The sequence below is a fragment of the Janthinobacterium sp. EB271-G4-3-2 genome (assembly GCF_020858035.1).
In the GTDB taxonomy this organism is placed as follows: Bacteria; Pseudomonadota; Gammaproteobacteria; order Burkholderiales; family Burkholderiaceae_D; genus Janthinobacterium; species Janthinobacterium aestuarii.
In genome coordinates this window covers 230,452-257,105 of the sequence record NZ_JACYMG010000001.1, presented here as the reverse complement: position 1 = coordinate 257,105, position 26,654 = coordinate 230,452, and the positions used below count along the sequence as shown (strand labels likewise).

Sequence of the window (26,654 nt, the reverse complement as noted above, 5' to 3'; positions counted from 1 at the left end):
ACTCGCCGTGCCCGCGTTTGGATGCAGTGATGCAAAATAAATTATTTCGGCGCAATTTATGCTTGTGTTTAGGCAACTTAATCGGTGTATAGTCGCAGGCACGATTGAAACTGGGGTCAGGAAAGTGGCGCGCATCTATCAGACAAACAACATGGGCGAAGCCGACGTGCGGGTGGCCATCGCGCAGCGTGGCAATGCCGACTTGCTGGTGCACCGCGTGGCCAGCTGGGGCCTGGCGCATGGCGACGCACAGTGGTTCATCACCCGTGAGCGCCAGGATGCAACGGCCAGCGTGTATTTCACCTCGCAAGGCTTCGCGCAGCTGACCATCAGTTTTGTCGACCACGCCAGCGAAGCGGGTTGGACCCGGCCACATCGGCTCAAGGGCTGCCTGTCGCACGGCGGCAGCTGACATCAAGCGGAGGAGCTCGTCATGGATTTGATCTTGCTGGAACCCGGCAACGGGGAACTCGTGTTCGGCAAGACGCCGGATGGTGACAATGCCGGCATCGTCGCCATCTGGCGCGACGCCGCTGCGCTGCAGGGCATGGGACCATGCATCGAGCTGGTCTCGCTGCACCAGGGCATGAAGCAGCAAATAACGACGGACGTCAGCAATTCTGCTCGCACGTCGGGGCGGCCCGTGATCACGGAATTTACCTGTGTCAAATATGTCGACCGGACCTCGGTCAACTTGTACGACCTGTGCCTGCGAGCCAAGCCGCTGGGCACGGGCGCGGACCAGCCAACCAAACTGTATATCGCCCGCGACTCGGGCGACAAGACGGCCAGCATCATGACCATTTGGCTGCGCGACGCCATCATCAGCGAAATCCAGCTGCAAACCCATCCCGATGACATGCCGACCGAGCAGTTCAAGCTGAATTTCACGGAAATCCTCTGGAGCCACAGCGTGCAGCAGGCCGACGGCAAGCCCGGCCCACAACACACGACGGGCTGGAGCCTGGCGCGCAACCGGCCCATCGGCGCCTTCACGGGCTAAGCAAGGCGCCTACTCCTCCAGCCCTCCCCCCAGCGCCTTGTACAAGGCCACGGCCGACTTGAACTGGTCGCGCCGTGCGTCAAGCAAGGCTTGCTGCGCCGCATACGACTGACGCTGCGCGTCGAGCAATTCCAGGCGGCTGTCCTGGCCCGCGTCGTAGCGCAGCTGCGACAGGCGCTGGCGCTGCTGCGCCGCCACCACCACGCGCTGTTGCGCATCGATCTGCTGCGCATACGTGGCGCTGCCGGCCAGGCCGTCGCGCACGTCGCGGAAGGCCGCCTGGATCGCCTGCTCGTACTGCAGCACGGCCACGTCCTTGCGCAAGCGCGACAGTTGCAGTTCCGCGCGCAGCTGGCCGCCCTGGAACAGCGGCTGCGTCACTTGCGGCGCGAACGACCAGCTGCGCGCGCTGCCGCGGAACAGGTCACCAAGCTCCGGGCTGGCAAAACCCAGCGACGCCGTCAGGGACAGGCGCGGGAAGAAGGCGGCGCGGGCGGCGCCGATTTCCGCATTCGCCGCCACCAGCGCATATTCCGCCTGCAGGATGTCGGGCCGGCGCGCCAGCAAGTCCGACGGCAGGCCGGGCGGCAGCTGCGTCAGCACGGGCTGCCCATCAAGTGCGCGGCCAGCCGGCAAATCGACGGGCAACGGCGCGCCCAGCAGCAATTCCAGGTTGTTGCGCGAAAGTAGACTGGCCCGTTCGCGCGCCTGCACGTCCGCTTCCGCCGTCGCGGCCTGCCCTTCCGCCTGCGCCACATCCAGGCCGCTGCCCTGCTGCGCGCCGTGCAGGCGCTGCGTCAGGAGCAAGGCCTGGCGCCAGTCGAGCAGGGTTTGCCGCGCCAGCGCCAGCTGCTCTTCCGCCAGCCGCTGCTCCAGATACGCATCGGCCACGGCGCCGATCAGGGCCATGCGCGCGGCGCGCTGGCCCTGCTGCGTGGCCAGGTAGCGCGCAAACGCGGCATCCGACAGGGAACGCAGGCGGCCGAACAAGTCGATCTCGAACGCGCTCATGGCAATGCCGGCCGTGAACTGGTTTTGCGTTACCGCATCGGCGCCGCGCTGGCGCACGCCGCCCGCATTCGCGCCGATGGCCGGATAGCGGCCCGCATCCTGGATCTGGTACTGGGCCCGCACGGCCTCCACGTTGAGGGCCGCCACGCGTAAATCGCGGTTGTTTTCCAGCGCGATGTCGACCAGGCGCTGCAACCGCGCATCGAGCAGCATCTGGCGCCAGCCCAGGTCCGCGGCGCTATCTGACGCGGAGACTTCCCCATAGCTGGCCGGTATCGGCGCCGCCGGCTTGACCAGCGGCGGCGTCAGGGAACACGCCGACAAGGCCAGCGCGGCCAGCGGCGCAATAAAGAATAAACGCATTACAACTCTCCTTCCACCGCCTTGACGGCGATGCGATGACTGCGTTTGTTGAAATAACTACTCATCTTGTCGACGGCGCCCAGCACCACGACAAAGAACACGGGCACGAAAAACACGGCCAGCACGGTGGCGGTGATCATGCCGCCAAACACGCCCGTGCCGATCGCGTGCTGCGTCTCGGCGCTGGCGCCCGTGGCCAGCATCAGCGGCACCACGCCCAGCGCGAACGCCAATGACGTCATCAAAATCGGGCGCAAGCGCAAGCGGGCCGCTTCCACCGTCGCCTCGACCAAGCCCTTGCCTTGCGCCTGCAGCTGGCGCGCATATTCGACGATCAGAATCGCATTCTTCGCCGACAGGCCGATGATCGTGATCATGCCCACCTTGAAGAACACGTCGTTCGGCATGCCGCGCAACATCACGGCCAGCACGGCGCCCAGCAAGCCCAAAGGCACGACCAGCATCACGGAGACGGGAATCGACCAGCTTTCATACAGGGCCGCCAGCACGAGGAAGACCACCAGCATCGACAGCGCCATCAGCATGGGCGCCTGCGAGGCCGATTCCTTCTCTTGCAGCGACTGGCCCGTCCACGCCAGCGCAAAGCCCGGTGGCAGCTGTTTCACGAGCCGTTCCATTTCCAGCATGGCGTCGCCGCTCGATACGCCCGGCGCCGCGCTGCCCGAAATGCGCGCCGCCGGATAACCCTGGTAGCGCACCAGCTGCAGCGGAGATTCGCTCCACACGGGCCGCACCAGTTCACCCAGCGCCACCATGCCGCCCGCGTTATTGCGGATGCGCAGGGCCAGTACGTCGTTCAACTGCATGCGCGACGGCGCATCGGCCTGGATGATCACCTGCTGCATGCGGCCGGCGTTGGGGAAATCGTTGACATAGGTCGAGCCCATGGCCGCCGTCAGCATGTCGGCAATCGCCGTAAACGACACGCCCAGCGCTTCGGCCTTGGTGCGGTCGATGTCGAGGCGCACGCTGGCGCCGGGCGGCAAGCCGTCCGGATACACGCCCGCCACCTTGCTGCTTTGCGCGGCCAGTCCCAGCAACTGGTTCTGCGCCGCCTGCATGGCCGCGATGCCCTGATTGGCGCGGTCTTGCAGGCGCATGGAAAAGCCGGACGAGTTGCCCAGTTCATCGATGGCGGGCGGCATCAGGCTCATGATCATGCCCTCCTTCGCCTGCGACATGGCCGCCTGCGCCAGCGCCACTTCTTCCTGCGCCGTGGCGCCGTTGCGCTCTTTCCAATCCTTCAGCATGGTGAACGCCAGGCCCGCGTTCGGCCCTGCGCCGGAAAAGCTGAAGCCAAGAATAGACTGGTTCACTTCGATGCCGGGCCGCGTGGCCACGTGCTGCTCGTACAATTTGACGACGTCGAGCGTGCGCTCCATCGTCGCGTCGGACGGCAGCTGGATCGAGGTGATGAAGTATCCCTGGTCTTCTTCCGGCAAAAAGGCCGACGGCAACTGCATGAAAGCCACGCCCAGCGCCGCGACGATGGCGCCATACAGCACCATCGAGCGGCCCGCGCGTTTCACCATCGCCACCACGCCCTTTTCATAGCGCGCCGTCATGCGCTCAAAACCGCGGTCGAACCACAGGAAGAAGCCTTTTTTATCATGGTCATGCGGTCCGATGGGTTTCAACATCGTGGCGCACAGGGCCGGCGTCAGGGTCAAGGCCAGGAACGCCGAGAACAGGATGGACACGGCCATGGCCAGCGTGAACTGGCGGTAGATGGCACCGACGGAGCCGCTGGCCAGCGCCATCGGAATGAACACGGCCGTCAGCACCAGGGTGATGCCCACTACCGCCCCGGTGATTTCGCGCATGGCTTTCGACGTCGCTTCCTTCGGCGACAGGCCCTCGGTCGCCATCAGGCGCTCGACGGCTTCCACCACGACGATGGCGTCATCGACGATGATGCCGATGGCCAGCACCATGCCGAACATGGTCAGCACGTTGACGGAATAGCCGGCCATCAGCATGACCGTGAAGGTGCCCATCAGCGCGATTGGCGCGACGATGGCGGGAATCAGGGTGTAGCGTATCTTTTGCAGGAACAGATACATGACGAGGAAGACCAGCACCATCGCTTCCAGCAGGGTGACGACGACCTTTTCAATCGAGATTTTCACGAACGGCGCCGTATCGAACGGCACCGAGTACTTGATCCCGGCCGGCATGGTGTGCGCCAGTTCGGCCATGCGCGCACGCACGGCACTGGCCGTCCGCACGGCGTTGGCACCGGGCGACAGCATGATGGCGGCGCCCGACGCGGCTTGCCCGTTTTCACGGATGCTGAAGTTGAAGCTTTGCGCGCCCAGCGCCACTTTCGCCACGTCGCCGATCGTCACTTTCGAGCCATCCGCATTCGCGCGCAGCACGATGGCGGCAAATTCGGCCGGCGTTTGCAGCTGGCCCTGCACCGTCAGCGGAATCGTCACGCGCTGGCCGTGCACGGCGGGCGAATCGCCCAGGCGGCCCGGGGCGATCTGCGCATTTTGCTGCGCGATGGCGGCCGTCAGCTCGCCCATGGCGATGTTGTACGACACCAGCTTGGCCGGATCGACCCAGATGCGCATGGCCCGCTCGGAGCCGAACAGCTGCACCTTGCCCACGCCGGGAATGCGGCGCAGTTCTTCCGTCACGTTGCGCGCCAGATAGTCGCCCAGCGCCACTTCATCGTGCTGGCCATTGTCGGAGATCAGACTGACGATCATCAGGAAGCCGGACGACGCCGATTCCACCGTCAAGCCATTTTGCCGCACGGCTTGCGGCAGGCGCGGTTCGATGGCTTTCAGGCGGTTTTGCACGTCCACCTGCGCCATTTCCGGATCGGTGCCGGGCTGGAAGGTGACGGTAATCGAGGCCGAGCCCGACGTATCGGTGGACGACTCGAAATACAGCAGGTGCTTGACGCCCGACAGTTCGCGTTCGATCAAGCCGACCACGGAATCGTTCATGGTTTGCGGCGTGGCGCCGGGGTAGTTGGCGCTGATGCTGACGCTGGGCGGCGCCACCGAAGGGAAGCGCGCAATCGGTAATTGCGGTATGGCGATCAGTCCGAACAGGACGATGAAGACCGCCACCACCCACGCAAAGACGGGGCGGTTGATGAAAAATTGAGGCATGTCGTTAAACTTTCAATATGTACGAGTCAGCGCACGGCACTGACGACAGGTGCGGTGGCAACGGCGGCGGCGCGCTTCCATGGCTGCGGTGCGGCCGTGGCGCCCGGCTGCAAGCGTTCCTGGCCTTCGATGACGACGGTTTCTCCCGCTTTCAGGCCGCCGTTGACCACGTACTGGTGGTCGATCACGTCGCCCACGGCGATCGTTTTCAGGCTCGCTTTGTTCGTGCCGTCGAGCACCCAGGCCTGCGCCTGGCCGCCGCTGCTGTGCAAGACGGCCTGCTGCGGCAGCAGCACGCCATTTTCCTGCACGGCGCGGGCGATGCGCGCGCGCACGAACATCCCCGGCAGCAGCTGGCGCTGCGGATTGTCGACCAGCACGCGGACGACGGCGTCGCCCGTGCCCGCATCGACGCTGATGCCGGAGAACAGGATGCGCCCCGTGACGGGATGCGGCTGGCCATCGGCGCCTAAAATGGTCACGGGCAGCTTGTCCGCGCCGCCGTTGCCCGAGGCTTGCAAGGCGGCCAACGCGGCGGCCGGCTGGCGCACGTCGACGTACACCTTGTCGATCTGCTGAATGCGCGCCATCGGCGTGGCGTCGGCCAGGCCCACGAGCGCGCCTTCCGTCACCAGTTCGGAGCCGATGCGCCCGGCAATGGGCGCCTCGATGCTGGCAAAGGCCAGGTCCAGGCGGCGCCGCGCCAGGCTGGCCCGCGCCTGCGCCACGGTGGCCACGGCCTGCTCGCGCTGGGCCACGGCGTCGTCATACGCCTGGCGGCTGATGGCGTCCGCCTCGACCAGCGGTTTTAACCTGTCGGCCTGGCTGCTGGCGCGGTTCGCCGTGGCCACCGCATGCTGCAGGGCGGCGGCGGCCGAATCGACGTCCGCCTGGAATGGCGCCGGGTTCAGCTGGAACAGCTTCTGCCCCGCTTTCACTTCGGCGCCCTGCTCGAACTGGCGGCGCAGCACGATGCCGCCCACTTGCGGGCGGATGTCGGCCGTGCGGAAAGCCGCCACCCTGCCCGGCAATTCGTCGCGGAGGACGACGGGCGCCGCCTGCAGCTTGAGCACAGTGACGGCGGCGGGCGGCGCGGCGCCTTCTTCCGGCGCGGGTTTGGAACAGGCGGCAAGGCTGAACAGTGCCGCGGCGATCAACATGTTTTTCTTGGTGAGGTGGCTCGGATGCATGGTCTTTCTCTATGGCAGATCCCAACCGGCGGTCCGGTCGACAGATAGGCCGCAGCATAAAAGCCTTGCGTGGATGTTCCGTCAAAGAAATGTGGAGATTCGATGGAGACAGCGAAGAATGCTAGACTAATTGCATGAACTATCATCACAGCGCCAGCCAGCCCTCCTTCCTTGCCACCACGCCGCCTTCCGCCCTCGTCCTGATCGCCGAAGATGAACCGCAAATCGCCCGCATCCTCGCCGGTTACCTCGAGCGCGACGGCTACCGCACGGCCTTCGCGCTCGATGGCCAGGAAGCGCTGAACCAGCACCTGGCATTGGCGCCGGACCTGCTGCTGCTCGACGTGCAAATGCCCAGGGTCGACGGCTGGGGCGTGCTGGCCGAAGTACGCCGGCGCGGCGAGACGCCCGTCATCATGCTCACAGCCCGCGACCAGGATGCCGACAAGCTGGCCGCCCTGCGCGTGGGCGCCGACGACTACATCATCAAGCCATTCAATCCGGCCGAAGTGGTGGCGCGCGTGGCCGCCGTGCTGCGCCGCTCGCGCGTGCGCCACCACCCGGTGGGCGGCCAGCGCCTGCGCTGCGGCCCCATCGAAATCGACCAGGAAACGTACGTGGCCAGCGTGCTGCAGGATGGCATGGCCGTGGCGCTCAGCCTGACCTTGACGGAATTTCGCCTGCTGGCGCACCTGGCGCGCACGCCGCGCCGCGTCTGCAGCCGCCTGGAATTGCTCGAGTCGTGCATGCCCGAGAGCAATTCGATGGAACGCACGGTGGACAGCCACGTCAGCAAGCTGCGCAAGAAGCTGGAAGAAGCGGGCGTGATGAACATGCCGGCCAGCCTGCGCGGCGTGGGCTACCGCCTGGAAAGCGAGCTCTGATGCGCTTCACTGGCCTGAACCGGCAGATCATCCTGTCGATGTCCGTGCTGATGGTGTGCAGCATCCTGATCATCTGGATCGGTTCCTGGACCTTCTTCGCCATCGCCTTCAAGATCGATCCCGGCATGCTGTCCGAGCCCGACGACTGGTCGCCCAGCACGGTCGAATGGCTATGGATCTTCGCCATCACCATCTTCGGCCTGGGCCTGGCGGCCTTTTTCGCCCTCAAGCTGGCCGCGCGCATCCTCAAACCGATCAATTCCGTGATGGACAGCGTGCGCCGCGTGGCCCATGGCGACCTGTCCGCGCGCGCGTTTGCCGGCGACCGCAGCCTGGGCGAAACGGCCATGCTGGTCGACAACTTCAACAGCATGGCCGAGCGCCTGCAGCGGGGCGCCAAGGAAAGCGAAACGTGGAATGCGGCCATCGCGCACGAACTGCGCACGCCCGTGACCATCCTGCGCGGCACCTTGCAGGGCGTCGTCGATGGCGTCTTCAAGCCCGAGGAAGTGCCGTTTTCCAGCCTGCTGGCGCAAGTCGAGGACCTGGGCCGCCTGATCGAGGACTTGCGCACCCTGAGCCTGGCCGACAGCGGCCACATGCAGCTGCGCATGGCGTGGACGGACCTGACCCTGGAAATCGAGGAAGTGGGCCGGTTGCTGGCGCAGGAAATGGAAGCGGCCGGTTTTACCTTGCAGCTGCACCTGTCCGACCATCCCGTCTGCTGCGACGCGGCGCGCATCCGGCAAATCGTGCTGGCCCTGCTCGACAACGCGCGCCGCTATGCGCATCCGGGCCTGCTGCGCGTGCGCACCCGCGTGCTGGCCGGCCAGTACTACCTGAGCGTCGAGGACGCGGGCCCCGGCATCGCGGAAGACCTGGCGCCGCACGTGTTCGAAGCATTCCGCCGCGGCGACAGCACCAGGGTCGACCTGAATGCGGGCAGCGGCCTGGGCCTGGCCGTCGTCGAAGCCATCGCGCGCGCGCACGGCGGCAGCGCCGTCTGCACACGCGCCAAGGCGGGTGGCAGCCTGTTCACCATCAAGTGGCCGGTCGAACATGCGGCGCCGCCGCCCGCCGGCTGACTACGCCGGCGCGCGCAGCATGTCGACAAAGGCGCGCAGGACGGCCGGCATCTGCCGCCGGCTCGGGTAGTACAGGAAGTAACGGGGCGGCGGCGGCATGCAGCGCGCCAGCACGCACGCCAGGCGGCCCGCCGCGATATCGGCGCGCGCATCGGCTTCGTACACATACGCCAGCCCCGCGCCATCGCGGGCCGCACGCAGCATCAATTCATCGTCGTCGAACACGAGCGGCCCGCCGACGGCGATGCTGAAGCCCTCGCCTGCCTGCTCGAACTCCCACGCATACTGGCGCCCGCTGGGAAAACGCCGGCCTATGCAGGCGTGGCTCAGCAGCGCGCGCGGCGTGCTTGGTGCGCCATGCACGGCCAGGTAAGCGGGCGAGCCCACCACCACGAACGGTTGCGGCGCGCCGACAGGCACGGCGATCATGTCGGCCGCCACCTGCTCGCCGAAGCGGATGCCCGCGTCAAAACCATCGCGCACGATATCGATCATGCCGTCATCGGTCACCACTTCCACCTGCACGCGCGGATAACGGGCGACAAAACTGGCCAGCATGGGCGCGAGCAGCAGCCGGGCGGCGGGACGGGGCACGTTCAGGCGCAGCTTGCCTGCAGGTACATCCTGCAAGGTGCTCAGGTCCAGCAAGGCATCATCGATTTCGCGCATGGCCGGCGCCAGCCGCGCCAGCAGCATCTGCCCCGCCTCCGTCGGCGTGACGCTGCGCGTGGTGCGGTTCAGCAGGCGCACGCCCAGCCGCTCTTCCAGCGCGCGCAGCGCATGGCTGAGGGCGGAGGCGGACACGCCCCGTTCCAGGGCCGCCTTGCGAAAACTGCGCAGGCGGGCGACGGCGGCAAAGGCCGTCAATTCATTGAGGTCAGCCATTATTCATGAGATTCATTCAGCAATACATGCAGGATAAGCTATCTTATCGCATGCTGTGCGTCCGCCCATACTCTGTGTTCCAACTATTAACGAGGAATGCAATGGACAATCACAGAACACTGGGCAACTCCGGCTTGCGCGTCGCCCCCCTCGGCCTGGGCTGCATGGGCATGAGCTTTGCCTACGGCGGCGCGGACGAGGCCACCTCGCTGCGCGTGCTGCACCGCGCCGTGGAACTGGGCGTGACCCTGATCGATACGGCGGAAGTCTACGGCCCCTACGCCAACGAGGACTTAGTCGGCCGCGCCCTGAAGGAACTGCGCGGCAAGGTCCACATCGCCACCAAGTTCGGCTTCAAGATCTTGCCCCACGGCCAAGGCGTGGAACGCATGGCGGGCGTCGACAGCCGCCCCGAGCACATCGTCCAGGCCGTGGAAGCGTCGCTGTCGAGGCTGGGCATCGAGTGCATCGACTTGCTGTACCAGCACCGCGTGGACCCCGCCGTGCCCATCGAAGACGTGGTGGGCGCCATGGCGGATCTGGTGCGGGCCGGCAAGGTGCGCCACCTGGGCCTGTCGGAAGTGTCGGCCGCCACCCTGCGTCGCGCCCATGCCGTGCACCCGATCGCGGCCGTGCAGTCCGAATATTCGCTGTGGAGCCGCGACGTGGAAGCGGACGTGCTGCCCGCCTGCCGCGCGCTCGGCATCGGTTTCGTGCCCTACAGCCCGCTGGGCCGGGGCTTCCTGACGGGCCAGCTGAACTCCAGCGCCGCGCTGGCGCCAGACGACTACCGCCACAGCCTGCCCCGCTTCCAGCCGCCCGCGATGGCGGCCAACGGGCATCTCGTTGCCGAACTGCAGCGTCTGGCGGCCGCGCGCGGCGCCACGGCGGCGCAATTGGCGCTGGCCTGGCTGCTGGCGCAAGGTACCGACATCGTGCCGATACCGGGCGCCCGCAGCCTGGTGCATCTGGAAGAGAATGTGTCCGCCGCGCAAATCAAACTGAGCGACACCGAGCTGGCCGCCATCGGCGCCGCCATCGCCCCCGCCAGCGTGCAAGGCGCGCGCTACCCGGACGTGGAGCTTGCCATGGTTGGCCTGTAGACAAGGCGTCATGCGTGCGCTAAGTTGAGTACGCTATACCAGTTGTTTTTGGCCCGGCGCACTTGAAATGGCGGAATCCGCTATCATTTCCAGTCTGAACTATTCATTATGAAAGGGATTTACATGTCCGATTTGCTCGAAACACTGCAATGGCGCTACGCCACCAAGAAAATGGACCCGACGAAAACGGTGCCGCAAGACAAGGTCGAGCGCATTCTGGAAGCCGTGCGCCTGACGGCCAGCTCCAGCGGACTGCATCCTTACGAAGTCTTCGTCGTGACGAATCCGGCCCTGCGCGAGCAGATCAAGCCGCATGCGTGGAACCAGTCGCAAGTGACGGACGCCTCGCACCTGCTGGTGTTTGCCGCCTGGGACAATTACACGGTCGAGCGCATCAACAAGATGTTTGACCTGGTCAACACCGTGCGCGGCTTCAAGAATGAAGGCTGGGAAGCGTACCGCCAGCAAATCCTCGCCACGTACCCGCAGCGCGATGCGGAAACCAACTACCAGCACGCGGCGCGCCAGGCCTACATCGGCGTGGGCACGGCCCTGATCGCCGCGGCGCAGGAAAAAGTCGATTCGACGCCGATGGAAGGTTTTGATCCGGCCAAGGTCGACGAGATCCTGGGCTTGCGCGAAAAAGGCCTGCGTTCCGTCGTCATGCTGCCGCTCGGCTACCGCGCCGGCGAAGGCGACTGGCTGGTGGACCTGAAAAAAGTGCGCCCCGCGCGCGCGCAATTCATCACCGAGCTGGCCTAAGCGCTTCGCCCGTGACTGAAAAGCGGATGCCTTGACCGGCATCCGCTTTTTTTCTGTCAGGCCGCCTGCGGAAAACGCACCGTCACCTGCAGTCCCCGTCCCGCCTCGCCTTCGTCCAGCGCGATGTCGGCCTGGTGGTGCTCGGCGATGTGGCGCACGATGGACAGGCCCAGGCCGCAGCCCCAGGCGTCGTTGCCGTCGGGACGGAAGAAGCGGTCGAACAGGCGCGCATGGTGCTGTTGCGGCACGCCCGGGCCGTTGTCGGACACCCGCAGCAGCGGTCTGCCCTCTTCCAGCGCCGCCTGTAAATCGACCCTGCCGCCCTGCTGCGTGTAGCGCAAGGCGTTGTCGATCAGGTTATTCAGCAACACTTGCAGGCCGTCTGGATCGGCTTGCACCAGTACTCTGGCCGGCGGGGCGTCCACCACGCCCAGGTCGATGTCGCGGCTATCGGCCAGAGCGCTGTGGTCGGCCACGGCCGCTTCCAGCAACTGTCCCAGGTCCACCGTGTGCAGCTGGCTGGCCGTCAGTGCCGTTTCATGGCGCGCCAGGCTGAGCAGTTGCCGCACGAGGTGCGTGCTGCGGTCCAGCCGTTCGTGCAGCCGCGCCAGCGCCACGCGGCGTTCTTCCTCGCTGCCGGCCCGCTCGGCCACCTGCAGCTGCAGTTTCAACGCCGTCAGCGGCGAACGCAATTCGTGCGCGGCATCGGCGACAAAGGTACGCTGCGCCGTCAGCGCCGCCTCGAACTGCCCCATCAGACTGTTGAGCGCCAGCGCCACTGGCCGCAGTTCGGGCGGCATGTCGTCGGCCGCCAGCGGCGTCAATGTATCCGGCGAACGTCCCGCCACGGATTCGGCCAGCCGGTGCAGCGGCGCCAGCGCGCGCCCCACGACGACGACGATCAGCAGCGCCAGGATCAGCGCGAACACCAGCAGCGGTGCGCCGGCGCGCATGGTCATCTGCCAGGCCAGCTGGTCGCGCACGGCCTGCGCCTGCGCCACCTGCACGTAGCGGCCGCGCCGCGTTTCGCCGTACAGGCGCCAGTCCTCGCCGTGCAGCGCGACATCGGCAAAGCCGGCCAGCGCATAGCGCGGCAATGCCGGCTGGCCCTGCAGCACGGGCAATGGCTGGCCGTTCTCGTCCCACGCCTGCAGCACGAACGCTTCTTCCGGGTCTTGCGCGGCGACCAGGCCCGCCTGCGGCTCGAACTCGTCTGGCAAGGCCACGGCCAGCTGGCGCAATTGCAAGTCGGCCAGTTCATTGGTTTCTTCCAGCAGCGAGCGGAATAGCGAAATGCCGGCGCCGAGCACGCACAGCAAGGTGGCGGCCAGCAAACCGAGCAGCAACTGGCGGCGGATGGTCAGCATGCCGCCACCCGCATCTTGTAGCCCACGCCGCGCACGGTCTGAATGCAGTCCGCGCCGAATTTCTTGCGCAGCTGGTACACGTACACGTCGACGGTATTGCTTTCCACTTCGCAATCCCATCCATACAGTTTTTCGCTCAGCTGGCGCTTCGACACCACCTTGCCCGGATGGTCGAGCAAGGCGCGCAGCACGGAAAACTCGCGCGGCGGCAATTTGATCAGTTCCCCCTCGAACGTCACGTCGTGGCTGGCCAAATCGAGGATCAGCGCGCCATGCTCGATGACGGAGCGCGAACGGCTGACCCGGCGCCGCAGCAGCGCACGTATGCGCGCCAGCAACTCGTCGAGGTCGAACGGCTTGACCAGGTAATCGTCGGCGCCGCTGTCGAGCCCTTCCACGCGGGCCGGCGTGCCGTCGCGCGCCGTGATGATCAGCACGGGCAACTCGGCGCCCCGCGCACGCATGGCGCGCAGCACATCCATGCCCTGCTTGCCGGGCAAGCCCAGGTCCAGCAGCATCAAATCGTAGGCGAAACCGGCCAGCGCCAGCTCCGCATCGTGGCCGTCGCGCACCCAGTCCACGGCATAGCACTCGCCGCGCAAGCCCTCGACCAGGCTTTCCCCGATCATCGGATCGTCTTCCACCAGCAACACGCGCACCTGGGCCTCTCGCAGTCTTGAAAATACCGTTATCTTAACGTGGCTGGGGAAAGTGGGCTGGGGCCAGTCGAAGTCTCACAGGCCCCGCGGACTGCGGGCTGCGTCATGTCGGGGTGCGCATCGCGCAGGCCGGTCGGGATGTGATGATCGTGGACGAACGGTTCGGCGCTGCCAGGCATGCCTTTCGACACGGGCCTGGCAGGCGTGCGACAGGCCCTGGCGGATGCAGGGCCTGTGCGGGTGCGGCAGGACGCTTACTGCGCCAGGTAGCGTTCCGAACGAGGACCGTACAGCAGGCCGTTCGGCACGCCGGCCGACAGCAGCCGCGCATTCGCCGTGCCGGCGATAGGATGGCTGGCATCGGTGCTGGTGTTGATGATCTGCTTGACCGCCGCCGTCACCAGGGCGCCGATCAGGCCGCCACCGCTGTTATTGTTGCCTTCATTGCTAGATGCGCTGGCGGCGCCCTGCCACAGCAAGGCGCCCGTTTTCAGATCGACCAGCTTGGCATCGACCGACACCACCGTCACGCTGTCGATCACGGCGTACGTCGTGCCGTACTTGGAGATCGTCACGTACAGGCCCGCATCGGCGCCAAAGATCTCATTGAGCTTTTTCGCATCGACGCCGTGGATATCGGCGGCGTTCGTCAAGCCGTTCTGCTTGAAGGTTTCACCGACCACGGCCACCGGCAGCACGTAGTAGCCCGCTTCGGCCAGCGGATACGTCACTTGCGCGTAGACGCTGTTGCCGGCATTGACTTCCGGCGAGTTGTTCAACGGTGGCAAGACCACGATCGAGCGGGGCTTGGCCGCCTTGAAGGCCGTATAGTCATACGCGGCCTGCTTGGTGGCACAGCCCACCATGAAGATGGCGGGGCCCAGGCACAGGGCCATTTTCAACATGCGCGACATCATAATTTCTCGCCTTTTTTCAATTTACCCAACAGGAAGTCCATGTACGGCGTCGATTCCGGGAAAAGTTTTTTCTCGTCTTCGAATTGCGCGGCAACCTGCTCCGGCTTGCCGGCGATCGAGTACAGCATGCCCAGGTGGGCATGGAAGCCCGGCGGCGCATGATTGCCTTTCGCAGCGATCACTTGCAAGTCTTTTTCCATGGCGGCCATCTGCTGCTCCGGACTTTCGCCCTTCAGGTATTCGTACACTTGCGGCTGGTAGCCTTCCCATTGGTACAGGGTCTTCGATTGCGTGGCGCAACCGGTCAGGGCGGCACAGGCGAGCAGGGCCAGCAGGGCTGCGCCCTTGTTCATCATTGTTTTCATGGGATACCTTATTGTTTGCGCAATGCGCCCGCTTCGACGCCGGCCACCAGGCGCTCGACAGCTTCGCGCATGGCCAGGTCCAGGACTTTGCCGTTGAGGGTGGCGTCATAGCTGGCGGTGCCGCCAAAACCCAGCACTTCACGGTTCGACAGGCTGTATTCGCCGGCGCCGCCGGCCGAAAACACGACTTCAGACGTAGCGATGTTGACAAGGTTCAAGGTGACCTTGGCATACGCCACTTGCGTCTTGCCGCGGCCCATGATGCCGAACAATTGCTTGTCGCCCACTTCCTTGCGGCCGAATTCGGTCACGTCGCCCGTGACGACGAAGTCCGCGCCCTTGATGTTCTGGCCTTGTTTCTTGAAGTCGGCTTCCTGCTTGAGCTCGGCCATGTTGTCGCGGTCGAGGACGTTGAAACGGTTGGACGTCTGCAGGTGCGCAATCAGGATCGTTTTCGACTGGCTGCCCAGGCGATCGACGCCATCGGAAAAGATGCCGCGCATGAAGCTGGAACGGTTGTCGAACTTGCCGACAGCGATCAGGGTACGTGGGCCAACGTAAGGTCGGGCCGCGCTGGCGACTGTGGGAACAGCCACGGCTTGCGACGATTCGGAAGCGCAGCCAGCCAACGCCGCACCAATCAGCGCTGCAATCAACAACGCGCCAGGTTTATTCTTGTTCATAGTGCCCTTAAGATATGGAGGATCAGGAGCAACCCGCAAAATTGAATTTTGGCAAGTTAATTTCCTAATTGCAATTATATGGGATTGCATGTCTCACAATTCTCTCCAAAAGTAACGATGATAAAGATTGCATTGTTGCCTGCCACATACAAGTGCGGCCCGGCTTGACTTCCCACGCCCAATTCATTAACTTGGTAGCAAAAAAGCGTGCCGCCAGCGCCACTGCCACCGTACGCTTTCCCCAACCAGGATGGGTCTCAGGCCATGCCGACACACGATCACTCCCCGTCCCATCCGCTGTTCACCGCGCTGGCGCTGTCGCTGGGCGCCGCCATCGCCCTGGGCCTGTCGCGCTTTTCCTATGGCTTGCTGCTGCCGCCCATGCGTGACGACCTGGGCTGGTCCTACCTGCTGGCCGGGGCCATGAACACATTCAATGCGCTCGGCTATTTTCTCGGCGCCCTGGCCACGCCGGCGCTGATGCGCCGCCTGGGCGTGTGGCGCCTGCTGATCGCCGGTTCCGTGTTGGCCAGCATCTTCATGCTGATGTCGGGCCTGGTCAGCGGTACGGCTACCCTGTTCCTGCAGCGCGTATGCGCGGGCGTGGCCAGCGCCTTCATTTTCATCGCCGGCGGCGTGCTGGCGGCGCGGCTCGGTTCCATGCACAGCCAGCGCGCCGGCTTCTACATCGGCCTGTATTACGGCGGCACGGGCTTCGGCATCGCGCTGTCGGCCCTGCTGGTGCCGGCAGCATTGGCCGCCGCGCAAGACCACGGCGCCGCACATGCCTGGCAATGGCCATGGCTGGCGCTCGGCATCGCCTGCCTGGCCGCCACCGCCATCATGGCCGTGCCGGCGAAGGCGATCGGCGAAGCGCCGCGCGCCGTCGACACGCCGCGGCGCTTCGCCTGGCGCGACTTTTCACCCAGCCTGGCCGGCTACTTCATGTTTGGCGTCGGCTACATCGGCTACATGACCTTCGTCATCGCCCTGCTCAAGCAGCAAGGCATGACGCCCACGCTCATCACCGTGTTCTACACCTTGCTGGGACTGGCGGTGGTGGCGTCGTCCCGCATCTGGGCGCGCATGCTCGACCGCTACAAGGGCGGCGAATCGCTGGCGATATTGAATGGCGTGCTGGGCGCGGTGACCATCCTGCCCGCACTGACGAGCTTTGTGCCCGTCGTGTTCATCTCCGGCCTGGTCTTCGGCGCCGTGTTCCTGTCGGTGGTGGCCTCGACCACGGCCCTGGTGCGGCATAATTTGCCGCAGCAATCCTGGACGGCCGGCATCAGCGCCTATACGACGGTGTTCGCGCTGGGCCAGATCGTCGGCCCCATCGTCGTCGGCTGGATCGCCGACGGCCCCGCCGGACTGGAACGGGGCTTGATCGCCTCGGCCATCGCCCTCTTCATCGGCGCCGCATTGGCATCGCGGCAAAAGGCGCTGGCGGCGGGCGCGTGAGCGGCTGTCTTCAGTTGCCGCCCTTATTGCGGTTTGGCATATCTTGCGACACCGGTGACATCGAACAGGACACAACGCTGGTTTCCAACCACCCAGGCATCATGTCCCGGTGGCATATAGAAGACGTCACCCGGTCCATACTCCATTTCGGCGCCATCATTCATCCGTACCACCATCCGCCCCTCGAGGACCATGCCGGTATGCGCCGCCTGGCACGAATCGGTTCCCGCAATCGGTTTGACATGCAGGCTCCAGCGCCAGCCAGGCTCAAATTCGCCGCGCCCCATGGTCTGCTCGCCTAGCGTAAAGACAGCCATCCGGCCTGCCCCGTCCTTGAATGGGCGCACTTCGTCCGGCGTATCGATGGATTTCTTTTCTAACATTGCACTCATGACTCGTCCCCCCTTTGGATTTTCTGGAAGTATTCAATTCCGAATCGGAATAACTGACATGATATAAAAATCACATCATTTTCCAATATAGATTAATAATGGAAATTTACAAGCGAGGCACCTTGTTGCATTTACCTCAAGTGAGAAGCCGGACTCGTACAATTGACACTTCCCGACCACTACTTCAATATCCACTTAACCTTCGCAGAAAGAACACGATGAACACCGATCCACGAAAACTCCCGCCAACGATGGATGCCGAAACCCTGGAATTCATCCAGGGCCTGTTTGCCCTCGTGCGCGAAGGCGATACGCAGCAACTGGGCGCCATGCTTGCCCAAGGCGTGCCGGTCAACTTCCGCAACGAAAAAGGCGACAGCCTGATCATGCTGGCCAGCTACCATGGCCACTTGGAAACGTCACGCCTGCTGCTCGCAGCGGGCGCCGACGCCAACGTCCCCAACGACCAGGGCCAGACGCCGCTGGCCGGCGTGGCCTACAAGGGCTACCTGGAAATCGCCGAACTGCTGCTCAAGCACGGCGCGAATGTGGAAGGCGCCAGCCCGGATGGCAAGACACCGTTGATGATGGCCGCCATGTTCAACCGCCTCGCCATCCTCGACCTGCTGCTGCAACACGGCGCCCGCATCGATACCGTGGACAGCCGGGGCATGACCGCCGTCAAGCTGGCCAAGAGCATGAATGCGCAGGAAACCTTGGCCCGGCTGATCAGCTTGGGGCAGACGGCTTAGGCTTCGCGCCCCGCTGGCAACCTGGCATTATTGCCGTGGCATGGCCCTGATCGGTCTTACTGCGCGGCGGTGCATGCCGCCGCACCACAGTGCAAGTGCGAGCATGCCATAGCCTCCTATAAACTGATTATGTCTGCAACTTGTTCATGTCATGCGCGCAACGATTCCCCGCTGAACATATTGTCCAAATACCCCAATTGCATGGAGAATTTTCCAGTTGCAACTGCGACCGTGAAATCGCAGCGCTTCCGCGCGGGTTGACTCTGGCTGACCATCAACGGCTGATGCGAGCTCAGCAATTTATACATATTCATCATCTCCTCATCCCTCGTAAAAAATTGCTCTTCCTTGACAACGTCGTGTAAATACGATTCCTGCTGACCGACATCCCCTACCGGCGAAAGTGCCACGATCAGCAAAATGATCTTGGCCTTGCCTGGCGCGATACTGTACCAATACAGGGCAAGTTCCTTGCATATTTCAATGTCTTTCGATTCCACGCTTCGTCCTCCGGTTCGCTGTTCAATCTTGCAACAATGCGCCAATATGTATTTCAGAAGCGGATGCGTCCATACCCTTGCTCTGTTTGAAATTCTGCAGCGCATTAAAAGTGCCGGCGACTTCCAAGAGGCGCCGCAGGCATTTAAAAACCTGCAATGCCCGGGCTTTGGCGGGTAGTCAATGTAGCGACATTCCTGGCTCAGCTATTTTCTTGCGCCAGAGCATGGCCAGCATCAGGTCCTGCATGCCGTCGCGCGCCTGCATCAATAGTGCATCACCGACAGCGCATAGGGAACGCCCGCGGCTCTTATCGCTCCACGCCTGGCCTTGGCCAAAGCGTCCACTGGCCGTGCGGCTGCGCGAACGGGCCGTCAGCCATGCCGTGAAAACGATGTGCAGCCGCCACCATCCCCACGATGATGGCCACATCCTCGTGTGCGACCGTACTCATGCTGCAATTACTGGGCCACAATGTAGGCATAGCCCCCCCCGTTGCCTGCAGCGCCTCATCCGGGGTCAACGTGGCCTGCTGCGCGGTGGCGACGGTGTTATCTCGAACTGCTGAAAGCTGGTCTGCCAGACGGATGCGGCCACGCCGAGGCCAGCGATGGGAAAGCCGTCGATATCGGACACGGGCGCCACCACCACACACACGCCGGAAGCGTCTTCCGGATCCGACACTGGTAGCCAACTCCGCGCACTGTTGCGAGGCACAGCAGCAGCGCATCCACGTGCATCAGGGTGGTGGCCGTGCGCTCGATCAGCGGCTGGCCGTGCAGAATGCGCGCTCGCGATTCGCGCGGCGGCCAGGCGAAGATGGCCTGCCGCAAGGCGCTCATTGAAAGGTTGGAAGGCAAAAGCGAAGCGTAATCCGTATGCTCATGGATGCCACATGGCCTGGCCCTGCGCCGGCCTGTTAGTCCCAGCCCTGACTTGCGCACCGCGTGCACCGCAAAGAAAGAACTGGACAATCAAGCGCCAGGCTAAGGCTTTGAAGACCTATAAAATTCGATACAGCGCCACCGGCCCGTCCTGATACACCAGCGCAAACGACTGGCCGAAGCCCGCCTGGGTGGTAATGCCCGGCCAGCGCGTGACATGCACCAGCATGCTGTCGTTGCCGCGCTCGCGCAAAGCTGCCGCCAAGGCCGCGGGTGCCAGCGTGGCGAAATCGCGGTAGCGGCCCGGCCCGAAATGGTCACCCGACGTCTGCAGTGGCGCGTAGTACAGCGCATCTTCCAGACCGAACTGGTAAGTTTTCAGCATCGGATGCTGGCGCAAATACGCCAGCACAGGATAGCCGGTGATCTTGCGCTCCAGGATCGCCTCGCGCGACGCAGGGGTCGGTGCGATCAGAGCCCAGTTGCCCGCCCATTTGTTGGCGACATTCGGCAGCAACACCAGCAGCGTCAACACCGCCAGGGTCGCAGCCGCGCGGCGCTGAATATTAGCGATGCGCGCAGGTGCCGGCGATCTTGCCAGCCCGCCGATCTTCTCAAGTCCGGCCATGAACAGCCAGCGCCACACGGCCGCCGCGAGCAATGCAAGGATCGGGAAATACGACATCAGATAGCGCGCATAATGCGATGTCAGATACCAGACCACCATCGCATATGCGCTCAGCATCATTGCCGCGCGCGCCGCAGGCAATTGCCGCAGGCCGGGAATCAGGGGCGCGAGCAAGGCTGACCAGAGCACGAAGTGCGGCCAGTTCGCATGCATCTTGAGGTCGTTGAATTGTCCGGCATAATCCCCCGGGTTCCAGTCCGTGAAGCCGAACAATTTGCCGCCGACAGGCGCGAACGGATCGCCCGTCATCAGATAATTGCGGACGTACCAGTAAATGCAAGGTAGCAGCAGGCTGATGCTGACAACCATCCAGGCCCCGGGCTTGCGGGTCCGCAACAGCAAGGCCACGGCCAGCGGCAGCAGCACCATCAGCGACTGATATTTTGCGCCCACTGCGACGCCGAACAGAAATGCCGCGCTGGCCAGCCAGCCAAGTTGCCGCTGCTGTTCCATCCAGCGCACAAAGCCTAGGCAGCCGGCAAACATGAAGGCTGTCACGCCGAGGTCGATCATCGCGCTGTCATAGTCCCAGCGCGTCAGTAACAGGAAAATGATGGTTGCCAGGCAAGCCAGTCCGGCGCCACCATGACGCTTGCCGGTCTGGTACACCAGGAAGGTGGTCAGCCAGCCCATCAGCGCGTTGAGCATGTGTGGTATCACGTCGTCCTGCATCAGCATGCCGCCGGCATACAGCACATCGATATTGTAGGGAAACCATGGATAGCGCAGCCACGCGTTGACCGTGAGTTTGCCGTTGAGTACCCACTGCTGGGCATGCGGCAAGTGATACATCACTTCGTCCCACTCCAGTGGCGGGCACAGGGGGGCGATCAGCGTGGGCAACAGCAGCAATGCGATGATCAGTCCGGCGCCACGCAAGGGCCAACTGGCGTCGCGCCAGCGCTTGCCCCATGACGGCCAGGCCAATGGGCGTAGCGCACTTAGCTGCACGGCACCCATCAACGCGCCAGTCAGTACGATGCCGAGCGCTGGCACTTGGCGAAATTGACCGGCAATTGCCAGCCATTGCAAGAAGCAGATCGAAATGCCGATGCCGATCATAGCGCTGTACGCGTGCAGGAAGGGGGCATCAGAAACGGTTGATTCGGAGGCCGGTATCGATGGCGATGACGGTCGCGTGAAACGCCGCAGCAGGAAATGGCCATAACCCCAGCTTGAGAACAGGAAGGCCAGCAGCGTCAGGTAATGCAGGGCGGCATAGCCGATTTTGTCCATCATGAATGTGCCACAACTAGATGGGTCATCGTATGCTCACCAATACACTAAAATTATCAACTATAATTATTGATGATGCGTATCATCGCGTCAAGCTCGGTGCACGATGCCCTCGCACACTGGCCGGCTTCCCTCGGTACGCTTTCGCCCCATGGCTATCCCCCACAGGAACAACTTAATGATCCACCAGCAGCAAATCGCAGTACTCATTCCCTGTTACAACGAAGAAGTCGCCATCGGTGCCGTGGTCCGTGATTTTGTTGCGGCCCTCCCCAGCGCTACCGTGTATGTTTTCGACAATAACTCCAGCGACCGCACCAGCGAAATTGCCAGGGAAAATGGTGCGGTGGTGTATAGCGTGCCCCTGCAAGGCAAGGGCAACGTGGTGCGGCGCATGTTTGCCGACATCGAAGCGGACGCCTACGTACTGGTCGACGGCGACGACACCTACGCGGCCGCGAGCGCACCGGCAATGCTGCACAGCCTGTTCGCCAATCAGCTCGACATGGTGGTGGCGCGCCGCATCACCAAAGAAACTGCGGCGTACCGGGCCGGACACCGGCTCGGCAACTGGCTGCTGACCGAGTGCGTGGCGCGCCTGTTTGGCCGTTCCTTCAGCGACATCCTGTCCGGCTACCGCGTGTTTTCACGGCGCTACGTGAAGTCCTTCCCTGCCCTCGCCAACGGTTTTGAAATCGAGACCGAACTGACGGTGCACGCGCTTGAACTGCGCATGTCGGTAGATGAGATCGCCTCCGCGTACAAATCGCGCCCCCTTGGCTCGCACAGCAAATTGAACACCTATCGCGACGGCGTGCGCATCCTGCTGATGATCGTCAAGCTGTTCCGTATAGAGCGCCCACTGGCATTCTTTGGCGGCATCGCCGCGCTGTTGGCAGTACTGGCGACCATGCTGGCCATACCCTTGTTCGTCACCTACGCGGAAACGGGCCTGGTGCCGCGCTTCCCAACCGCCGTGCTGGTAACGGGCATGGGTATCACGGCAGCGCTATCGGTCGCCTGTGGACTCATACTCGATACCGTCACCCGTGGCCGCCAGGAAATCAAACGTCTGATCTACCTGCAAATCGCCCCACCACAACGCCCGCGATGAGCCAATTCGTCCGCTTTTGCCTGATCGGTGCGCTGGGCTTCGTCATCGATGCGGGCGTGCTGCAATTATTGCTGCAGACGGTTGCCACTAATCCATACAAGGCGCGCATTTTCTCGTTCCTGGCGGCCGCCAGTTTCACCTGGTTTTGCAACCGGCACTACACCTTCCGCACCGCCAGCCTAGCCAGCCCCGCCGAATGGCTGCATTATATCTGCCTGATGGCGTTGGGCGCACTGGTCAACTACGCGATATATGCCCTGTGCATCACCACAGTGGCGTACGCACGGGCGCAGCCATGGGCCGCGGTAGCGGCAGGTTCCATTGCCGCCCTGGGAGTTAATTTTACGCTATCTCGTTTGCTGTACCGGCCGAAATCGTCCGGCAACTGATGCAGACGGGACGAAGCTGCCTGATGCGGTCCAATGCCCGCCACTTTACCGCAGGACATGCCGGACAAAAAAGCCTCTGAAAAAAATATCAGGAGCTTGGTTGCTTCTTAGCCCGGCGCCACGTTTGGTGCCGGACGGGAAATTATTCCCACTCGATGGTCAACGAGGTGGCTAAGCGGTTGATTTTTCGGTGATTTCCAAACTATTCAGTTACCGATACCCTCAAAAAATACCCTCACCTACAAAATCCGCTACTGCCGGTTTGTCGCGGTCGGGATAGGAGACACCAGTCCGCTTGCTCGCACCTGTCATCCGATTCTTCTGGGCGAGAACGCATTCATTTCAGCACAGCAGCAATCGAAGCGCTCCGATAAATTTAAGGATACGCCGATCTTCAGCGCCACGCTGTCACACCGTCACTCGCGTAATATCACGCCCGCTATAGCGACAAAGTCGAAACAATGGGACGCACTTATCTATCTACCGCTTTACCATGCCCCACATTACCGCCGCTTTTCACGTCTCGAGCTAGACAGTCAGTCGAGCCGTATCAGCATTTAATAAAGGGCACCTTGCTGCAGATCGCAACGGCCAAGGCTGAGATCGTATCCAAATGGCGGATCGGAACCCGCTCCTGAGTACGGCGGCTTGAGGTGCCCCGGTGTTGCGGTACCCAGGATCAGTAACAATTTCACGGACGGAATGAGGCTTCGCCATTTCGACGAAACCTCACCATACCGATGAAAAATCACCTATCGATTATCGCAACGAACCTTCTTTAAATAAATCCCCCTCATAACCCAGATCCATAGAGAATTTACCGGCATCAACATTTACCGTAAATTCGCAACGTGTCCATGCAGGCTGATTATTGCTGACCATGAATTGCTGATGTTCACCAACCAAATCAAGAAGTTTCTGATTCTCCAAATCACTGATGGAGAAATTGCTTTCGGCGACTCCGTTATTTGAATAAAACTCAAATCGACCAACATCACCTTCAGGAGAAAGGACTGCAATCATCAAAATTATTTTTGCATCTTCCGGAGCGATATTATATAAATATTTTCCAACTTCTTTAGATATTTCAATATCTTTCGATTCCATTTTTTATCCTTAAGCCTTATTATTAAAAATAACTTTACACCTCACATTATCCACCTTATATTCTACCATAAACGAGGTGAGTCTAGCGTCAGCACCCACATACGTAGGCCGAATATCAACACTTACTTTCTTTCCGTCTTTTAACGCAACAGCCCATGTCTGCTCCATGGCTTTCCATTGACCTTGATTCAAACTCGAGTTCATTGGCACAAGGTTAATTTTCTCCCCTGCGCCATCGAATTGTGCGCCAATCAGATGCCCGCCTTCATCACCAGCAACGCCACACTTGCCTGCCTTGCACTGCTGATATCCATTCCTATCATGTTTGTTCAGGGTAAGTTCACCCTCGACATGGACAACGCGTGAAAATTCATCCGTACGATAGGTATGATTTGAATCCACCACATAAACGGTATTTGGCTGAGGCTTATTCAACTCCTTGTTCCACTCACCTTTTTTTCCTGATTCTATATCCTTGACCGGCCTGGCATCAATCTCCAAATTCTTATTGGGATTTTCCGAATTATTTGCATTCGGATTCCCAGCCTTTTCATTGACTACTTTATTTTCATGTGGCTTTTCGCTGCCCCCTTATGTGGCGCCGGGACATCTGGGGCCCCATCTTTCAGATTTACATGGGTATTGGGGAAAACTTTGGCTATCTTCCCGGCATTTTTTATCATGCCAGCAAATCCGCCCAGCCCAACCATCGAAATCGACGTACCACCAACTGCACCGTTATCAATCCCCGACTGGCCATATCCCGCGTCTTTGAAACCTTCACCGAAGAAAGAGCTAACCAGATCCGCAGCTTGATTTTTCAATTTCTCCACTGCTGGTATTTTATTGACGCCATAAATGATCGCCCCAGACGCAAAATCAAGCGCTTCAAGGGTATACTTTGCACCGATATTGCTATCGATCAACTTCCCAATTTTGGTGACCACCTCGCCGACGCCCTGCGTCCCCTTATCAATGACCTTGGTCCCCAGGAAAACATTCGGCTGAGCATTGTCTGGCGAATAGTCATACTCCCCCACGTCGCCTGGTGACGCCACCGCCCCCAAAAGAGTTTGCTCCACACGGGGGATGGGGTCGGGGGATGGGGTCAGGTCCAGTATTCAGACACGACCTCAGCCATGCCAATGTCCAAACCTCTGCGCAATCTCAGCGCCAATGCACATAGCTCAGGTATCGTCTACCGCATGACGCGACCACTAAGACTTGAGTTCGCCGGTGCCCTCTACCACGTTACTTCGCGCGGTGACCGGCGTGGCGCAATTTATCGGGACGATACTGATCGCTTTGTTTGGCAAGAAGTATTAGAACATGTGTGTGAACGGCACCATTTTGTCGTGCACAGTTTCTGCCAGATGAGCAATCATTATCATCTACTCGTTGAAACGGCGGAAGCGAATCTGTCGCAGGGCATGCGCCAACTGAATGGCGTTTATACCCAGCATTTCAATCGGCGCCACAAGCTTGTCGGGCACGTATTGCAAGGCCGCTATCAAGCCATCTTGGTGCAGCAAGAAAAGTATCTGTTGGAATTGGCCCGCTACAGCGTCTTGAATCCAGTCCGGGCGCACATGGTGGCATCACCCGACGACTGGCACTGGAGCAGCCATCACTACGTTTTGGACGAAGCAGTGCCTCCATGCTGGTTGGCGCGTGACTGGCTCTTGAGCCAATTTGGCGCCACGCGCGACGAGGCGGTCGCCAACTATGCTCGGTTTGTCGCGGCCGGGATGGGCGAAACTAGTCCGCTCGCCCATACCTGCCACCAAGTGCTACTGGGCGATGACACCTTCGTTTCGGCACATCAGCAATCGCAGCGTTCCAATGCATTCAAAGATACGCCAAGGCAGCAGCGCCGCGCAGTCACACTGTCACTCGCGCAATATCAGGCCCGCTATGCAGACAGAGACGAGGCAATGGCACGCGCGTATCTGTCTACCGCTTTTACCATGTCCCATATCGCCGCCGCTTTTCACGTCTCGAGCAAGACAGTCAGTCGAGCCGTATCGGCATTTAATAAGGCGCAACTTGCTGCAAATCGATACGGTCAAGGCTGAGATCGTGTACAAATAGCGGACCTGACCCCGGCCCCACATGACCCCGGCTCCACGATCCTGCCCAACGGACATGGGAAAAAAGCCGTGATTGGCGCGCTCACGCACAAACTAACACATCTGATCTAAAGCGTGATCCATACTGACAAGCCCTTTGATGCGCATTATTTTGAAAAAGGACTTTCCATTCAAGACGGTATCTGGCCCTAGACTCCCTAGCTAGACAGTCACTATATAAAATTACTCAGATATTAGTAACAACCCGAATTAAACCATTATGTTTTCATTCCATATATCTAAAATCCTTAACAATCAAAGGTTCAATATCACTCACCCATATTTCCGCCGCTATTTCTCTAGCACCTCCCCCGCCCTCAAGCTTGGAAAAATAATCACGCATAATTTCGACCAACAAAATAAAGTCATCCCGATCAAGCATCTGAAATGAATAAGCCTCCTGATAAATAAACTCTTCACTCTTCACGTTAGACAATATCCGATTATTGAAAATCAAAACCTCATCAAAAATATCACCAAAAACACTCCAGATAGAATCATTTATACTAGCCCAAGATAAATTCTCTACCGACACCGGCTTCTCCGGGTCAACAAAACCAACAATAATAACACCCATA

28 protein-coding genes are annotated in these 26,654 nt (G+C 61.6%); 11 read left to right on the top strand and 17 right to left on the bottom strand.

Annotation, left to right across the window (positions count from 1 at the left end; genetic code table 11):
- Positions 1–64 precede the first annotated feature (64 nt).
- Both IGS55_RS01095 and IGS55_RS01090 read left to right on the top strand, forming a co-directional pair.
- A complete protein-coding gene (locus IGS55_RS01095) occupies positions 65–412 on the top strand; it encodes a DUF6150 family protein (protein ID WP_329958188.1) in 348 nt (115 codons plus the stop codon).
- 21 nt (positions 413–433) lie between these two features.
- Positions 434–1,003: an Hcp family type VI secretion system effector gene (locus IGS55_RS01090; protein ID WP_230516556.1), complete on the top strand. Its 570-nt coding sequence runs from the start codon at positions 434–436 to the stop codon at positions 1,001–1,003.
- 9 nt (positions 1,004–1,012) lie between these two features.
- Here IGS55_RS01090 and IGS55_RS01085 read toward each other — a convergent pair whose 3' ends face one another.
- From IGS55_RS01085 to IGS55_RS01075, 3 genes are read right to left on the bottom strand one after another with little or no spacing between them, the layout of a single operon-like run.
- A complete protein-coding gene (locus IGS55_RS01085) occupies positions 1,013–2,377 on the bottom strand; it encodes an efflux transporter outer membrane subunit (RefSeq protein WP_230516557.1) in 1,365 nt (454 codons plus the stop codon).
- Positions 2,377–5,523: an efflux RND transporter permease subunit gene (locus IGS55_RS01080; protein WP_230516558.1), complete on the bottom strand. Its 3,147-nt coding sequence runs from the start codon at positions 5,521–5,523 to the stop codon at positions 2,377–2,379. The genes IGS55_RS01085 and IGS55_RS01080 overlap by 1 nt, the downstream gene beginning before the upstream one ends.
- A 26-nt stretch (positions 5,524–5,549) precedes the next feature.
- Positions 5,550–6,713: an efflux RND transporter periplasmic adaptor subunit gene (locus tag IGS55_RS01075; protein WP_230516559.1), complete on the bottom strand. Its 1,164-nt coding sequence runs from the start codon at positions 6,711–6,713 to the stop codon at positions 5,550–5,552.
- Between the two features lie 134 nt (positions 6,714–6,847).
- On the opposite strand from IGS55_RS01075, the gene IGS55_RS01070 reads away from it, so the two are divergent.
- Entirely contained in the window at positions 6,848–7,597 is a 750-nt protein-coding gene (locus tag IGS55_RS01070) for a response regulator (RefSeq protein ID WP_230516560.1), read from the top strand.
- Positions 7,597–8,682 carry an ATP-binding protein gene (locus tag IGS55_RS01065; protein WP_230516561.1) on the top strand — a complete coding sequence of 362 codons (1,086 nt, stop codon included), beginning with the start codon at positions 7,597–7,599 and terminating at the stop codon, positions 8,680–8,682. The genes IGS55_RS01070 and IGS55_RS01065 overlap by 1 nt, the downstream gene beginning before the upstream one ends.
- On the opposite strand, the gene IGS55_RS01060 is transcribed toward IGS55_RS01065, so the two are convergent.
- A complete protein-coding gene (locus IGS55_RS01060) occupies positions 8,683–9,567 on the bottom strand; it encodes a LysR family transcriptional regulator (RefSeq protein WP_230516562.1) in 885 nt (294 codons plus the stop codon).
- 101 nt (positions 9,568–9,668) lie between these two features.
- Between IGS55_RS01060 and IGS55_RS01055 the strand changes: the two genes are divergently transcribed.
- Positions 9,669–10,670 (top strand): aldo/keto reductase, encoded by a 1,002-nt coding sequence (locus IGS55_RS01055; RefSeq protein ID WP_230516563.1) that lies wholly within the window; start codon positions 9,669–9,671, stop codon positions 10,668–10,670.
- Positions 10,671–10,793: 123 nt separating this feature from the next.
- Positions 10,794–11,432 carry an NAD(P)H-dependent oxidoreductase gene (locus IGS55_RS01050; protein ID WP_230516564.1) on the top strand — a complete coding sequence of 213 codons (639 nt, stop codon included), beginning with the start codon at positions 10,794–10,796 and terminating at the stop codon, positions 11,430–11,432.
- A 56-nt stretch (positions 11,433–11,488) separates the two neighbouring features.
- On the opposite strand, the gene IGS55_RS01045 is transcribed toward IGS55_RS01050, so the two are convergent.
- The 5 genes from IGS55_RS01045 to IGS55_RS01025 form a co-directional block, all read right to left on the bottom strand.
- Positions 11,489–12,799, bottom strand: coding sequence for an ATP-binding protein (locus IGS55_RS01045; protein ID WP_230516565.1), 1,311 nt, complete (start codon positions 12,797–12,799; stop codon positions 11,489–11,491).
- Entirely contained in the window at positions 12,793–13,458 is a 666-nt protein-coding gene (locus IGS55_RS01040) for a response regulator transcription factor (protein ID WP_230516566.1), read from the bottom strand. The genes IGS55_RS01045 and IGS55_RS01040 overlap by 7 nt, the downstream gene beginning before the upstream one ends.
- A 254-nt stretch (positions 13,459–13,712) precedes the next feature.
- Positions 13,713–14,375, bottom strand: coding sequence for a DUF799 domain-containing protein (locus IGS55_RS01035; protein WP_139091932.1), 663 nt, complete (start codon positions 14,373–14,375; stop codon positions 13,713–13,715).
- Positions 14,372–14,740: a DUF4810 domain-containing protein gene (locus IGS55_RS01030; protein ID WP_442908127.1), complete on the bottom strand. Its 369-nt coding sequence runs from the start codon at positions 14,738–14,740 to the stop codon at positions 14,372–14,374. The genes IGS55_RS01035 and IGS55_RS01030 overlap by 4 nt, the downstream gene beginning before the upstream one ends.
- A gap of 8 nt (positions 14,741–14,748) precedes the next feature.
- A complete protein-coding gene (locus IGS55_RS01025; protein WP_230516567.1) occupies positions 14,749–15,423 on the bottom strand; it encodes a CsgG/HfaB family protein in 675 nt (224 codons plus the stop codon).
- 264 nt (positions 15,424–15,687) lie between these two features.
- Between IGS55_RS01025 and IGS55_RS01020 the strand changes: the two genes are divergently transcribed.
- A complete protein-coding gene (locus IGS55_RS01020) occupies positions 15,688–16,887 on the top strand; it encodes a YbfB/YjiJ family MFS transporter (protein ID WP_230516568.1) in 1,200 nt (399 codons plus the stop codon).
- A gap of 23 nt (positions 16,888–16,910) precedes the next feature.
- Here IGS55_RS01020 and IGS55_RS01015 read toward each other — a convergent pair whose 3' ends face one another.
- Positions 16,911–17,270 (bottom strand): cupin domain-containing protein, encoded by a 360-nt coding sequence (locus tag IGS55_RS01015; protein ID WP_230516569.1) that lies wholly within the window; start codon positions 17,268–17,270, stop codon positions 16,911–16,913.
- A gap of 227 nt (positions 17,271–17,497) precedes the next feature.
- Between IGS55_RS01015 and IGS55_RS01010 the strand changes: the two genes are divergently transcribed.
- Entirely contained in the window at positions 17,498–18,031 is a 534-nt protein-coding gene (locus tag IGS55_RS01010; RefSeq protein WP_230516570.1) for an ankyrin repeat domain-containing protein, read from the top strand.
- Between the two features lie 149 nt (positions 18,032–18,180).
- Here the strand turns inward: IGS55_RS01010 and IGS55_RS01005 are convergent, their stop codons facing one another.
- The 3 genes from IGS55_RS01005 to IGS55_RS00995 form a co-directional block, all read right to left on the bottom strand.
- Positions 18,181–18,531 carry a hypothetical protein gene (locus IGS55_RS01005; protein WP_230516571.1) on the bottom strand — a complete coding sequence of 117 codons (351 nt, stop codon included), beginning with the start codon at positions 18,529–18,531 and terminating at the stop codon, positions 18,181–18,183.
- A gap of 517 nt (positions 18,532–19,048) precedes the next feature.
- On the bottom strand, positions 19,049–19,213 hold the full coding sequence (locus tag IGS55_RS01000) for a hypothetical protein (protein WP_230516572.1): 165 nt from the start codon (positions 19,211–19,213) through the stop codon (positions 19,049–19,051).
- Between the two features lie 318 nt (positions 19,214–19,531).
- Positions 19,532–21,340, bottom strand: a complete 1,809-nt coding sequence (locus IGS55_RS00995) for an ArnT family glycosyltransferase (protein ID WP_230516573.1) — start codon at positions 21,338–21,340, stop codon at positions 19,532–19,534.
- A 175-nt stretch (positions 21,341–21,515) separates the two neighbouring features.
- Here IGS55_RS00995 and IGS55_RS00990 point away from each other — a divergent pair, with 175 nt between their 5' ends.
- Together IGS55_RS00990 and IGS55_RS00985 are read left to right on the top strand one after the other, a co-directional pair.
- Positions 21,516–22,451 (top strand): glycosyltransferase family 2 protein, encoded by a 936-nt coding sequence (locus IGS55_RS00990; RefSeq protein ID WP_230516574.1) that lies wholly within the window; start codon positions 21,516–21,518, stop codon positions 22,449–22,451.
- The gene (locus tag IGS55_RS00985; protein WP_230516575.1) at positions 22,448–22,840 is read left to right on the top strand and encodes a GtrA family protein; all 393 of its coding nucleotides are present in this window, start codon (positions 22,448–22,450) and stop codon (positions 22,838–22,840) included. Before IGS55_RS00990 ends, IGS55_RS00985 begins: the two co-directional genes overlap by 4 nt.
- 759 nt (positions 22,841–23,599) lie before the next feature.
- On the opposite strand, the gene IGS55_RS00980 is transcribed toward IGS55_RS00985, so the two are convergent.
- From IGS55_RS00980 to IGS55_RS00970, 3 genes are read right to left on the bottom strand one after another with little or no spacing between them, the layout of a single operon-like run.
- Entirely contained in the window at positions 23,600–23,947 is a 348-nt protein-coding gene (locus IGS55_RS00980) for a hypothetical protein (protein ID WP_230516576.1), read from the bottom strand.
- Between the two features lie 9 nt (positions 23,948–23,956).
- Positions 23,957–24,448 carry a DNA/RNA non-specific endonuclease gene (locus IGS55_RS00975; RefSeq protein ID WP_230516577.1) on the bottom strand — a complete coding sequence of 164 codons (492 nt, stop codon included), beginning with the start codon at positions 24,446–24,448 and terminating at the stop codon, positions 23,957–23,959.
- 56 nt (positions 24,449–24,504) lie between these two features.
- A complete protein-coding gene (locus IGS55_RS00970; RefSeq protein ID WP_230516578.1) occupies positions 24,505–24,987 on the bottom strand; it encodes a hypothetical protein in 483 nt (160 codons plus the stop codon).
- 105 nt (positions 24,988–25,092) lie between these two features.
- Here IGS55_RS00970 and IGS55_RS00965 point away from each other — a divergent pair, with 105 nt between their 5' ends.
- Positions 25,093–26,022: a transposase gene (locus IGS55_RS00965; protein ID WP_230516579.1), complete on the top strand. Its 930-nt coding sequence runs from the start codon at positions 25,093–25,095 to the stop codon at positions 26,020–26,022.
- Positions 26,023–26,302: 280 nt separating this feature from the next.
- Here the strand turns inward: IGS55_RS00965 and IGS55_RS00960 are convergent, their stop codons facing one another.
- On the bottom strand, positions 26,303–26,653 hold the full coding sequence (locus tag IGS55_RS00960) for a hypothetical protein (RefSeq protein ID WP_230516580.1): 351 nt from the start codon (positions 26,651–26,653) through the stop codon (positions 26,303–26,305).
- Position 26,654: the final 1 nt, after the last annotated feature.

Excerpts from the sequence above, each read along its gene's own strand:
- IGS55_RS01090 (WP_230516556.1), top strand. The coding sequence starts at position 434 with ATGGATTTGATCTTGCTGGAACCCGGCAACGGGGAACTCGTGTTCGGC.
- IGS55_RS01085 (WP_230516557.1), bottom strand. The coding sequence starts at position 2,377 with ATGCGTTTATTCTTTATTGCGCCGCTGGCCGCGCTGGCCTTGTCGGCG.
- IGS55_RS01080 (WP_230516558.1), bottom strand. The coding sequence starts at position 5,523 with ATGCCTCAATTTTTCATCAACCGCCCCGTCTTTGCGTGGGTGGTGGCG.
- IGS55_RS01075 (WP_230516559.1), bottom strand. The coding sequence starts at position 6,713 with ATGCATCCGAGCCACCTCACCAAGAAAAACATGTTGATCGCCGCGGCA.
- IGS55_RS01070 (WP_230516560.1), top strand. The coding sequence starts at position 6,848 with ATGAACTATCATCACAGCGCCAGCCAGCCCTCCTTCCTTGCCACCACG.
- IGS55_RS01065 (WP_230516561.1), top strand. The coding sequence starts at position 7,597 with ATGCGCTTCACTGGCCTGAACCGGCAGATCATCCTGTCGATGTCCGTG.
- IGS55_RS01060 (WP_230516562.1), bottom strand. The coding sequence starts at position 9,567 with ATGGCTGACCTCAATGAATTGACGGCCTTTGCCGCCGTCGCCCGCCTG.
- IGS55_RS01055 (WP_230516563.1), top strand. The coding sequence starts at position 9,669 with ATGGACAATCACAGAACACTGGGCAACTCCGGCTTGCGCGTCGCCCCC.
- IGS55_RS01050 (WP_230516564.1), top strand. The coding sequence starts at position 10,794 with ATGTCCGATTTGCTCGAAACACTGCAATGGCGCTACGCCACCAAGAAA.
- IGS55_RS01045 (WP_230516565.1), bottom strand. The coding sequence starts at position 12,799 with ATGCTGACCATCCGCCGCCAGTTGCTGCTCGGTTTGCTGGCCGCCACC.
- IGS55_RS01035 (WP_139091932.1), bottom strand. The coding sequence starts at position 14,375 with ATGATGTCGCGCATGTTGAAAATGGCCCTGTGCCTGGGCCCCGCCATC.
- IGS55_RS01030 (WP_442908127.1), bottom strand. The coding sequence starts at position 14,740 with ATGAAAACAATGATGAACAAGGGCGCAGCCCTGCTGGCCCTGCTCGCC.
- IGS55_RS01025 (WP_230516567.1), bottom strand. The coding sequence starts at position 15,423 with ATGAACAAGAATAAACCTGGCGCGTTGTTGATTGCAGCGCTGATTGGT.
- IGS55_RS01020 (WP_230516568.1), top strand. The coding sequence starts at position 15,688 with ATGCCGACACACGATCACTCCCCGTCCCATCCGCTGTTCACCGCGCTG.
- IGS55_RS01015 (WP_230516569.1), bottom strand. The coding sequence starts at position 17,270 with ATGTTAGAAAAGAAATCCATCGATACGCCGGACGAAGTGCGCCCATTC.
- IGS55_RS01010 (WP_230516570.1), top strand. The coding sequence starts at position 17,498 with ATGAACACCGATCCACGAAAACTCCCGCCAACGATGGATGCCGAAACC.
- IGS55_RS00995 (WP_230516573.1), bottom strand. The coding sequence starts at position 21,340 with ATGATGGACAAAATCGGCTATGCCGCCCTGCATTACCTGACGCTGCTG.
- IGS55_RS00990 (WP_230516574.1), top strand. The coding sequence starts at position 21,516 with ATGATCCACCAGCAGCAAATCGCAGTACTCATTCCCTGTTACAACGAA.
- IGS55_RS00985 (WP_230516575.1), top strand. The coding sequence starts at position 22,448 with ATGAGCCAATTCGTCCGCTTTTGCCTGATCGGTGCGCTGGGCTTCGTC.
- IGS55_RS00980 (WP_230516576.1), bottom strand. The coding sequence starts at position 23,947 with ATGGAATCGAAAGATATTGAAATATCTAAAGAAGTTGGAAAATATTTA.
- IGS55_RS00965 (WP_230516579.1), top strand. The coding sequence starts at position 25,093 with ATGTCCAAACCTCTGCGCAATCTCAGCGCCAATGCACATAGCTCAGGT.
- IGS55_RS00960 (WP_230516580.1), bottom strand. The coding sequence starts at position 26,653 with ATGGGTGTTATTATTGTTGGTTTTGTTGACCCGGAGAAGCCGGTGTCG.